Annotated in this window: 8 protein-coding genes and 1 pseudogene; 1 reads left to right on the top strand and 8 read right to left on the bottom strand. The window is 57.3% G+C overall.

Annotated features, from left to right (window positions below; all coding sequences use genetic code 11):
- A pseudogene (locus ABJK70_RS14720) lies at positions 1 to 668 on the bottom strand (Fe-S cluster assembly protein SufB); the annotation flags it as partial.
- An 18-nt stretch (positions 669 to 686) separates the two neighbouring features.
- Positions 687 to 1,148, bottom strand: coding sequence for an SUF system Fe-S cluster assembly regulator (locus tag ABJK70_RS14715; protein ID WP_077730336.1), 462 nt, complete (start codon positions 1,146 to 1,148; stop codon positions 687 to 689).
- A gap of 222 nt (positions 1,149 to 1,370) precedes the next feature.
- Here ABJK70_RS14715 and ABJK70_RS14710 point away from each other — a divergent pair, with 222 nt between their 5' ends.
- The gene (locus ABJK70_RS14710; RefSeq protein WP_086134256.1) at positions 1,371 to 3,074 is read left to right on the top strand and encodes a L,D-transpeptidase family protein; all 1,704 of its coding nucleotides are present in this window, start codon (positions 1,371 to 1,373) and stop codon (positions 3,072 to 3,074) included.
- A 70-nt stretch (positions 3,075 to 3,144) separates the two neighbouring features.
- Here the strand turns inward: ABJK70_RS14710 and ABJK70_RS14705 are convergent, their stop codons facing one another.
- The 6 genes from ABJK70_RS14705 to ABJK70_RS14680 all read right to left on the bottom strand — a co-directional run.
- The gene (locus ABJK70_RS14705) at positions 3,145 to 3,648 is read right to left on the bottom strand and encodes a DUF882 domain-containing protein (protein WP_240502509.1); all 504 of its coding nucleotides are present in this window, start codon (positions 3,646 to 3,648) and stop codon (positions 3,145 to 3,147) included.
- 382 nt (positions 3,649 to 4,030) lie between these two features.
- Positions 4,031 to 4,711, bottom strand: coding sequence for an acireductone synthase (gene mtnC / locus ABJK70_RS14700; RefSeq protein WP_086134257.1), 681 nt, complete (start codon positions 4,709 to 4,711; stop codon positions 4,031 to 4,033).
- The gene (locus ABJK70_RS14695) at positions 4,708 to 5,268 is read right to left on the bottom strand and encodes a cupin (protein ID WP_077730340.1); all 561 of its coding nucleotides are present in this window, start codon (positions 5,266 to 5,268) and stop codon (positions 4,708 to 4,710) included. The genes mtnC and ABJK70_RS14695 overlap by 4 nt, the downstream gene beginning before the upstream one ends.
- On the bottom strand, positions 5,265 to 5,879 hold the full coding sequence (locus tag ABJK70_RS14690) for a methylthioribulose 1-phosphate dehydratase (protein WP_240506964.1): 615 nt from the start codon (positions 5,877 to 5,879) through the stop codon (positions 5,265 to 5,267). Before ABJK70_RS14690 ends, ABJK70_RS14695 begins: the two co-directional genes overlap by 4 nt.
- Positions 5,880 to 6,019: 140 nt before the next feature.
- Positions 6,020 to 7,891, bottom strand: a complete 1,872-nt coding sequence (recD, locus tag ABJK70_RS14685) for an exodeoxyribonuclease V subunit alpha (RefSeq protein ID WP_347258334.1) — start codon at positions 7,889 to 7,891, stop codon at positions 6,020 to 6,022.
- Positions 7,892 to 8,005: 114 nt separating this feature from the next.
- Positions 8,006 to 9,646, bottom strand: a 1,641-nt coding sequence (locus ABJK70_RS14680) for a 3'-5' exonuclease (RefSeq protein ID WP_347258333.1), incomplete at its 5' end; no start/stop codon positions are given.

Genomic DNA, 9,646 nt, shown 5'->3' with positions numbered 1-9,646 from the left:
GTGCGTTCGAACTGGCCCGTTTTCGCGGCGTTGATGCGGAAATAGGTGGACAGTTCCATCGGGCAGCGCACGCCTTTCGGGATGTAGACGAAGGAGCCGTCGGAGAACACCGCCGAATTGAGCGCCGCGAAGAAGTTGTCGCCGGGCGGCACTACGCTGCCGAGGTATTGGCGCACCAGGTCGGGATGGTTCTGGATCGCTTCCGACATGGAGCAGAAAATCACGCCCGCTGCCGCCAGCTTTTCCTTGAAAGTCGTCGCCACCGATACGCTGTCGAACACGGCGTCGATGGCTACGCCGGCCAGCCTTTCCTGCTCGTAAAGCGGGATGCCGAGCTTGTTGTAGGTTTCCAGCAGCTTCGGGTCCACCTCGTCCAGGCTCTTCGGCTGTTCCTGGGACTTCGGCGCCGAGTAGTAGCTGATGGCCTGATAATCGACCGGTCCATAGTGGACGAAAGCCCACGTCGGCTCTTCCATGTTCAGCCAGTGACGGTAGGCTTCCAGCCGCCATTCGAGCATGAACTCGGGCTCGTTCTTTTTGGCCGAGATGGCGCGTATCACGTCCTCGTTGAGGCCGGGTGGAAGGGTATCCGCCTCCAGGTCGGTGACGAAGCCCGGCGCATAGTCCTTTTTGATGAGTTTATCCAGGGTTTTCGCTGTCGCAGACATGATGTTTACTCCGCGCCTTTATCTCGGCTGATAGTGAAGGGTGCTGACCGGGATATGGATTTCCTCGGACGCTTTAGTCAAGGGCATGACCATATCGGCCAGGCTGACCGACTCCAGGGCGGTTCGGATCGCCCGGTTGATGACGCCCCAATGGCCACGAATCTGGCATGACGACGACTGCTGGCACTGATCGTGGTCGAGGCCGCATTCTGTCAAGGCGATCGGTCCTTCGAGGGCGTAAATGATAGTCGCCACGCTGGTCTTGTCCGGCGATCGGGTCAACTGATATCCGCCTTTGGCGCCGCGCGTGGATTTGAGGATGTCGGCCTTGGTCAAACTCTTCAGAATCTTGCTCACCGTCGGGATCGCGACTCCGGTCGAATCGGCCAAATCGGTCGCGGCATAAGTGCGTTCGGGTTCTCCGGCCATATGTCCCAAAACGATGATGGCGTAATCGGTTAGTTTGCTGATGCGAAGCATGGCGCTACCTTTCTAATTAAGGACCATTTTAGTCCTATATAAATCCCAAGTAAAGTAGTAGGCTTTTGTTGAACCCGGCTGTTTTCTGGACCTCGAAGGATATACAGATTGCGGTTGCACAATGTTGGAGCTCAAGGCGCCATCATTCGGCGTTATACTGTTGCGAACCCGCACGTAATTGCGCCATTAAGGCACTTTTATTGCCAGCAAGGAAAAAATGAGATGAACAAAGTTTGCCCAACCTTGGGGATTTTTTTTCAGTTTGCTGTAACCGTTTTAGCTCTCGGCACCGTTGCTGCGTCCGCCGTTCAGGCCGAAGCTCCTGAGCTCATCCCGGATACGCCCGCCGTCCACATACAAAGTCTTCTCAAGGAGGGTACGCATCCCAAGCTGCGCTGGGGCAAGTTTCCCGACTACAAGGCGCAACTGGAGCAGTTGTATTACCAGAACGGCCTTACGCCTTTATGGCTGAACGAAGGAAGGCCGACGCCGCAGGCAGAGACGCTGGTGGCGAGCTTGGCGGAGGCGGACAGCAAAGGGTTGAACGCTGCGGATTATGACGCCGAGCTGTTGGGCAAGTGGTTGAGCGAGTTCGATACGACGGCCGCAAATCCGCGGGAAGTCGCTTCCTTTGATGTGGCTCTGAGCCTCGTGGCCATGCGTTACGTATCGAATCTGTATGTCGGGCGCATCAATCCGAATAACATCGATTACGGACTCAACGTCGAGCCCAAGAGGGTGGATCTGCCGAATCTGATTCAGAAAATCGCTCAGAGCCAGCAACCGGCGGCGATGATCGATGCTTTGGAGCCCAAGTTTCCTATCTATGAGCGGCTCAAGGCGGCGCTGCCTCAGTATCAGCGGTTAGCAAAGGAAATGACCCCGGTCCAGTTTTCTTTTCCGGCGAAATTCAGTCCGGGAGATCGCCATAAGGATGTGCCGGCGCTGAGACATTTGTTGCTCGCTCTTGGGGATTTGAACGAAATCAAACAGGGTTCCGCCGGCTCCCTGGTTTACGGACCCGAGCTTGCGCAAGCGGTCAAGCGTTTTCAGCAGCGCCACGGGTTGACGGCGGACGGCATTATCGGAAAAGGTACGCTGAATCAGCTTAATTTCCCGCTGGCCGACCGATTGCGGCAAATTCAGCTCGGGCTGGAGCGTCTTCGCTGGTTGCCCGAACAAATCCGCGGCAACTATCTTGTTGTCAACATTCCGTCATTCCAGCTGTTCGGTTTTCGAAACGGCTCCGCTTTCGGAACGTCCGATCTTCAGATGAACGTCATCGTCGGGGAGTCCGTCGACGGACGTCATACGCCCGTCTTTCACTCGGATATGACGTATATCGTCTTTCGGCCGTACTGGAATCTGCCGTACAAGATCACGGTCAAGGAAATGCTGCCGCAAATTCTCAGTAACCCCGGATACTTGGCGAAGAACAGCCTGGAGCTGGTCCCGAATTTCTCGCCGAATGCGCCCGTTTATGAGCCAAGCTTCAGAAATATCGAGATGCTGACGACTGGTACTCTCAAGTTGCGGCAGAAGCCGGGCCCCAAAAACGCCTTGGGTTTGGTCAAGTTCGCGTTCCCTAACCACAATAACATTTATCTGCACAGCACACCGTCCAAGGGATTGTTCAAGAAAGCCAGGCGCGATTTCAGCCACGGCTGTATCCGAGTGGAAGATCCGGTTGCTCTGGCGGAATTCATTCTGGCAGACCAGGGTGAATGGACCCGCGAACGGATCGAATCGGCCATGACTAGAGACAAGCCGAAAACCGTCACCTTGAAGCAGGCCGTACCGGTTTACATCTTCTATTCGACGGTGTTGGCGGACGAGTCAGGCACCGTGAGCTTTTACGATGACATCTACGGCCACGACCTGATTCTCAGCGACCTGCTGGCGAAGGGCTTCCCTTACCCCTCATGACGAGGAGGGGAGCGAGCGGAGAAAGCGCTCTAAATCGGATTTGGAGCGCTGAATCTATTATCGGGCAAGGCTACCAGGAACGGACTCTGCCGGTATCCAAATGAACGAAATCGGAGCGGCGGTAATAGCCGACGCCGCCCTGTTGTAGGGCGAGCGCTGCCTTCTGGATCGTGCGCGTACTGATATCGCTCATGCGAATATCGATCGCCTTGCCTTCCATGTGCAGGCTGTGTTCGGCCACGCCATGGCTGGTCTTGCGCAGCATCCGGTTCGTTTCCGGAGAACGGTATCCCGATACCACCTGAAACGTGCCGCGGCTCCCGGTGAATACCGAAACCGCATAGAGCAAATCGATCAGGCCGGAATCCATCGGATGGACGCTATCTGTACGATGGTCCCGCAGAAAATAGTTGAACTGCCTCAAAGTTCGGCGGTCGTAATACTGTTGCGGGCTACAAAGGAGCGTCAGTTCTTCGCCGGTATTTAAATTATGAAATGAGAGCTTGCGATCTTTACTGAAGATTTTCGCAAGCGCATCGGTCGAGGGTAAAAGCAAAGCTCCGACAGCAGCCATTCCGGCACGCGTCAAAAATGCTCGCCGGGATATGCTGGCGTCGGATATTCGATGCCTATTATGAGAATTTGTGTTAGTGCTCATATGCTAAGTTCCCTTTTTTAAATAAGGTCTTCGCATAGGCATCGAAGAATTCTCCGTAGTCCCTTCTCCGCCACCAATGCGCGGAGGCGGGGAACTCGTCGATGCCCGGGTGAACGGCAACCCGCCCACCGAAAAACGCGAACTTTACTTTTCGTGCCTTACGGAATCAAGCTTTAAAACTACCTCCTCATTTAAAGCATAAATCGCGCCATTCGTGAGTAGCCGCTAAGTGCCTGTGATTCAAAGCTCGGCGGCTCTGTCGATACTGTCCCGGTCTGGTCGTTAAATGCTTCTTTTCTCATAAAGAAATATTGATGGCATCAAAATCCGCTGCCCGATCATGGGCAGTCCGACCCGAATCAGTGCTTTCACGAACCAACTGGCACGTCAAAAAACCGGCGGATTTTGCAGCGTCCAATTCCCCTTCAACGTCCGAGAGGAACAGGATGGAGGCGGGCGGCAAGCCAATCTGCCGAGCAATCTCCCGGTAGGAATCGGCATCTTGCTTGGGGCCGATCCGAGTGTCGAAATAACCGGAAAACAGCGGCGTCAAATCGCCGTATTCGGTGTGTCCGAACAGGAGTTTTTGGGCGTGGACGGATCCCGAGGAAAATACATAGAGATCGATGCCCTGAGCTTTCCATTCCCTTAGCTTGCGCACGGCGTCCTCATAGATGTGACCGCAATAATCCCGTTTGCGGTATCCCTCTTCCCATATCATCCCCTGCAATGCTTTGAGGGGCGGTGACTTTCGATCCTCATCGATCCAGCGAATCAGCTGTTCTGCGACTTGTACCGTGCTCAACTCCATTCCGCAGAGTGAACGCACCTCGTCGAACAGCTTCGCTACATCCGGATTATCGGCATGATGAGCGACGAAACTCATCATACGCTCGCGGGAGTAGGGGAACAATACATCTTTGACAAAGGATATCGATGATGTAGTTCCCTCGATGTCAGTCAAAATCGCGCTAATCATACGTACTGGGTCAAAAATTGTTCGAGTTTGGGAAAGGTGTCGGCAATATTGGCGCCGGTGAATCGAGCGACCCAGCCTTCTGGAGAAGTGAATAAGCGGATTGCCTTCAGATTCGGATTCTCGCCCATGTCGAACCAGTGCTTGACATGCGCCGGGACGCTGATGAGGTCGCCTTGCTCGCACAGCAGCACGTATACCTTGTCGTTGGGATGCAGATAAAAGAGGCCTTTTCCATCGACGAAGAAACGCACCTCGAAATCGTCGTGAGTATGTTCGCTGAGAAACTTGGTGCGCAGTTCCGCCTTCTGCGGATGGTCCGGGCGTACGCTGATGACGTCGACCGAGCGAAATTCGTAGCGGTCGATCAGCCGATCGATGGATGGACGATAGGCCGCGATAATGGACTCCTGATCGGCGTCGGGAGACAGTTCCTGGTCGGCGGTCCAGCGCTCGAACAGCACACCGATTTCCCAAAGCTTCGTGGCGATGGTTTCCGGTTCTCGGATCACCTCGGCATTTTCCGGCCGATTTTCGGGATGAATGGTCAGTAAGCTCATGGCGTTCTTACTCCGTGTAAGCGACTCTCGATATCAAATAAAAATTCCAGCGCGTCGACATGACGCAGAGCGTCCTTCACCGAGGCTCCCCAGGTATAAAATCCGTGACCTGCGATTACATAACCGTAGATGTTGCCATGGAGTTCGATGTATTCGTCCACTTTCAGCGCCAGCCGCGGAATGTTCTGATCATTGGGGAATATCGGGATAACGATTCGAGTTTCATGCGTGTCGATTCCCGGCAGGGCTTTCAGCAGTTCGTAGTTCTCCAGCACCAGTTCGTCGCGGAAGAATCGCGAAAGCAAGGTGGCGCTCGGGGTATGCGGGTGCAGCACGGCACCGACATCCGGATAGCGGCGATAGATCGAGGTATGCAGCAAGGTTTCGGCGGAGGGTTTTTTTCCGTCCAGCGATCGGCCGTCGGCATCGATCAGCATGATGTCGTCGGGGGTCAGTTCGCCTTTGTGGCGTCCGGATACGGTGATGGCGATGCGCCCGTCGCCGAGCCGGGCGGAAAAGTTTCCGCTGGTTGCGGGGGCCCACCCCCTGCCGTGAATATAGCGCCCCGCTTCGATCAGTTCGCTGGCGCGCTGCTGGAATTCGTCGTGCATGGATGATGTCTGCCGTGCAGCAAAGCTCGCCATTGTAGTCGTCCCGATGGGCCGGCTCAATCCGGAAGATTTCTCAGAGATTGTTGAGAAAATCTGCTTCGCAGCCCGAGTTCGCGACGAAGGGGTATGAGAAATGTGGGCTAAATACAGGTCCAAAGCCGCTCGCGAAGTCCGGAGAATCGTCCGGGAACGCGCTTGATGGCGTCTTCCAGAATTTTCTGCGAGCCGTGTATTTCCGCTCGATGCCGCGCTCGGGTAACGGCCGTGTAAATCAACGGGCGGTCCAGTACCGGGCTTTCAAGGTCCGGTAGCGCCAGCACGATCTCGTCGAATTCGGAACCCTGGCTTTTGTGAACGGTCATGGCGTACACGGTTTCGTGTTCGGGAAGGCGTGTCGGCGAAAATCCCCGGATGTGGCCGTCCGCATCCTCGAAAAAGACCCGAAGTCCTGCGCCGGTTTCCAGCGCGATGCCGATATCGCCGTTGAACAGCCGGAGGTCGTAATCGTTGCGGGTCACGATCACCGGACGACCGGGATACCATCGGCTTCCCCGGCGCAATCGCCGTTGCACGTAAAGTTGTTCCTCGAACCTGCGGTTTATGCCCGCCGCTCCGCTATCGCCTTCCCGATGAGCGGTCAGTACCCGAAAACGGCCGAAAAGGCGCAGAACGTCCTTTGCTTCGTCGCCCGAGTCGACGGCTTCGAAGAAAGCTCGATAGCCGCCTTCCATCCTTCGGACCAAATCCACTCCGCCGACCCGTGTCCGCTCCCAATGAATCTCGGGATGGCGGCCGCCGGCGAGCAACGCGACCGCTTCTTTCGCGCGCCCGGCATTGATCACTCGCGCCAACTGGCCGATGCCGCTTTCCGACCCGAAGCGATGGCTGTGGGTGAGGAGCGCGATACAATCGGACAGGGCCGGTGTGAACAGATCGCCCGACGGAATCTTGACACCCGAGGCTGCGTAAAGTTGATCGCAAAATGCCGGGCTGTAGCCGGACGATTCGCACAGATCGCCGAACACCGCGCCGGGTTCCACCGACGCCAATTGATCCTTGTCCCCCAGCAAAATCAGCCGCGCGCCTTTCGGCAAGGCGTCGATCAGCTTGGCCATCAGCGCCAGGTCGATCATCGATGCCTCATCCACCACCAATACGTCCAGCGGCAGCGGATTTTTCCGGTTATGGCGAAAGTAAACGGAGTCGGGCTTGGTGCCCAGCAGCCGATGCAACGTGGAGGCGGTTTCGGGGAGAGCGTCGAGTACGGCTTGCGGCACCGGCAGTTTCGCTTTCTGTTCGCGTATGGATTCCTGAAGCCGCGCCGCCGCTTTGCCGGTGGGCGCGCTCAGCGCGATGCGCAGCGGCTTTTCTCCGGCCTGGGATTGGAGTGCGGCGAGTATGCGAACCACGGTAGAGGTCTTTCCCGTTCCGGGGCCTCCGGAGATGACGCAGAACCGCCGCAACGTCGCCACGGCCGCAGCCAGCTTCTGCCGATCGGGCACCTCGGTGTTGTGCGCGAAAAGCCGGTCCAGTTCGGCGCGAAGCTCGGCCAAATCGATTTCCGGGCATGGGCTCTCTGCGAGAGATATCAAGTTGTCCGCCAATGTCTTCTCGTAATGCCAGTAACGCGTCAGATAGAGGCGGTTGTTCTCGTCGAGGATGAGCGGCGCGAAGCTGCCGGGAGCCCCGACCAGCTTGGACTTTCGGAGCAGCGCCAGCCAATCGGCGAGACCGGGCAGCGTAACGATGCCCTCGCCGTCGTCGGGGGCTACCTCGGAGCCGGCATAGTCGCACAGACGAATACAGATATGACCTTCCGCGACGGCCTGGTAAGCCAGCTGTGCCGCCCAGATGACCGCTTCGTCGGGATTGCCGTCGAGCCGGCCCAAGTAAGTGGCGAACTGCTTTCCGAGCGTCGAAAGCTTCAAGAGTTTCTGGGCGGCCGAGGCCGGTGCGGCCGGTAAGGAACGTGCGGAAGAACGCAACGAGGCAGCGCGGGCTTCGGAGTTCATGACCTTATTATTCGAAATGGGGAGATGGCCTATTTTCGCCGTATTTTTCTTTATGAACAGTATCGGCGTTGGCCAAGCGACTAGACGGGGGTGTTGTCGAGCCGCAGTTTTGCGCTACGACGTCCCCATCAAGAGGCTGTCCAAAGCCTCGATCAATGCCTCAGTCGGCTTGTCCCAAAAGATTCCGGTTTTTCTCTGCGGCGCGATACCCCTCAGAAATAGGTAATACGCTCCGCCAAAATGGGTTTCATAGTCGTAGCTCGGCAGCCTTTGCTTGAGATATCGGTGCAGGGCGACGGTGTAGATGAGGAACTGGAGATAATAATGCTCGCGCGCCATGGCGGCGGCGAGGCGGTCCGGAGCGTAATCGGCATGGGTGTTGCCGAGCCAGTTGGATTTCCAGTCGAGCAGGTAATAGCGGCCGGCCGCTTCGAACACCAGATCGATAAAGCCTTTCATATAGCCTTCGATATGCTTGAAGTCGAGCAGCCGGGCGGCTTCGGCATAGCGGCGGTCGCGTTGAAATCGCGGATCGGCGAGAAGTTTCCGCAAAGCTTCGGAATCGCCCCCCCGCAACGCATAAGTGAATTCCATTTCGACCAGGCGCTTTTCTTCCGGCACATCGGACAGCTTGAGCCCGCTGTCGTCGAGCGGTGTTTCGAGGGCGGTTTCGATGGTCTGCCGTACGGTCGGCGTCCAGCCATCTCCGATGCCGTGAGCTTTCAATTTGCGGCGGACGAGTTCGGCTAGCCGTTCGGAATCCCGGCAGGCAAAATCCCACTCCTCCAGAATCGCGTGCAGGCAAGATCCGGCCCGAGCGCCACGCGGAAAGGCGAATATCGAATCGCCCGGCGCTTCCGGTAACTCGGATTCCGGCAGAACGTCGTAATCCGGCGCTTCGCTGTGCCGCCCGGTGGTCAGGGCCGAAAAGCTGCTCATGCGCCAGTTCGGGTAAAGCGGCGGACGCCGGAAGGGGCGAACGGCCAGGGTTGAATCGTCCTCCCGTTCCGAGCCGCGGTAGCGGACCGGACGGGTTTCGACGGAGCCTAGGCTAACGCAGCCGGGCGCCCGTTTCGCGAGGCCGCGGATGTCGGCGGCGATAAACCCGGTATCGGCTTCCAGCAGTCTTGTCTCCAATGCCGCCAGCGGATCGTCCTCCGGCGCCGTCGAGCCGCCGTGCAGCAGCCAGGCCATGGCGGTCGAGTGAAAGCCTTCGCTTTTGTCCCGCCCGTTCCGGACATTGCCCCAGACGACATAGCAGCGGTAAACGGCGCGCGTGAGCGCCACGTAAAGAAGACGCAGATTTTCCGACATTTCTTCCTGAACGGCCTGACGGCGGTTTTCCTCCAGCTTCGCCGAGCCGAGGTCCAGTACCGATTCGCCGTCGGCGTGCAGAAGCACCGACTGAGCCTTTCGCTGCCGCAGCCGTCCGTCCCAGAGAAACGGACAGAATACGATCGGGTATTCGAGCCCCTTGCTGGTGTGTATGGTCACGATCTTCACGCGCTTGGCGTCGCTTTCCAGTCGCAACAGCGCAGTTTCGTCGTTCTTGGAGGGACTCCGGATAGCGCGGCCGAACCAGCCCAGCAGCGTATCGATACTCGATTTTTTGCGGCTCTCTACCTGCAGCAGTTCGGCCAAGTGCAGGAGATTGGTCAGCCGCCGCTCGCCGTCTCGGAATTGCGGCAAATGATCGGTGATGCGGGCGTCTTCGAACCAGCGGCGGAACATCGGCATGAAGCCTTCGCTCAGCCA

It is taken from the genome of Methylocaldum sp., assembly GCF_039794385.1.
Lineage (GTDB): Bacteria > Pseudomonadota > Gammaproteobacteria > Methylococcales > Methylococcaceae > Methylocaldum.
Note: the sequence above shows the minus strand (reverse complement) of the source record. Positions and strands in the feature narration are given on the sequence as shown.

Coding starts and splice junctions, on each gene's coding strand:
- ABJK70_RS14715 (WP_077730336.1), bottom strand. CDS start 1,148: ATGCTTCGCATCAGCAAACTAACCGATTACGCCATCATCGTTTTGGGA.
- ABJK70_RS14705 (WP_240502509.1), bottom strand. CDS start 3,648: ATGGCTGCTGTCGGAGCTTTGCTTTTACCCTCGACCGATGCGCTTGCG.
- ABJK70_RS14690 (WP_240506964.1), bottom strand. CDS start 5,879: ATGCACGACGAATTCCAGCAGCGCGCCAGCGAACTGATCGAAGCGGGG.
- ABJK70_RS14710 (WP_086134256.1), top strand. CDS start 1,371: ATGAACAAAGTTTGCCCAACCTTGGGGATTTTTTTTCAGTTTGCTGTA.
- mtnC (WP_086134257.1), bottom strand. CDS start 4,711: ATGATTAGCGCGATTTTGACTGACATCGAGGGAACTACATCATCGATA.
- recD (WP_347258334.1), bottom strand. CDS start 7,891: ATGAACTCCGAAGCCCGCGCTGCCTCGTTGCGTTCTTCCGCACGTTCC.
- ABJK70_RS14695 (WP_077730340.1), bottom strand. CDS start 5,268: ATGAGCTTACTGACCATTCATCCCGAAAATCGGCCGGAAAATGCCGAG.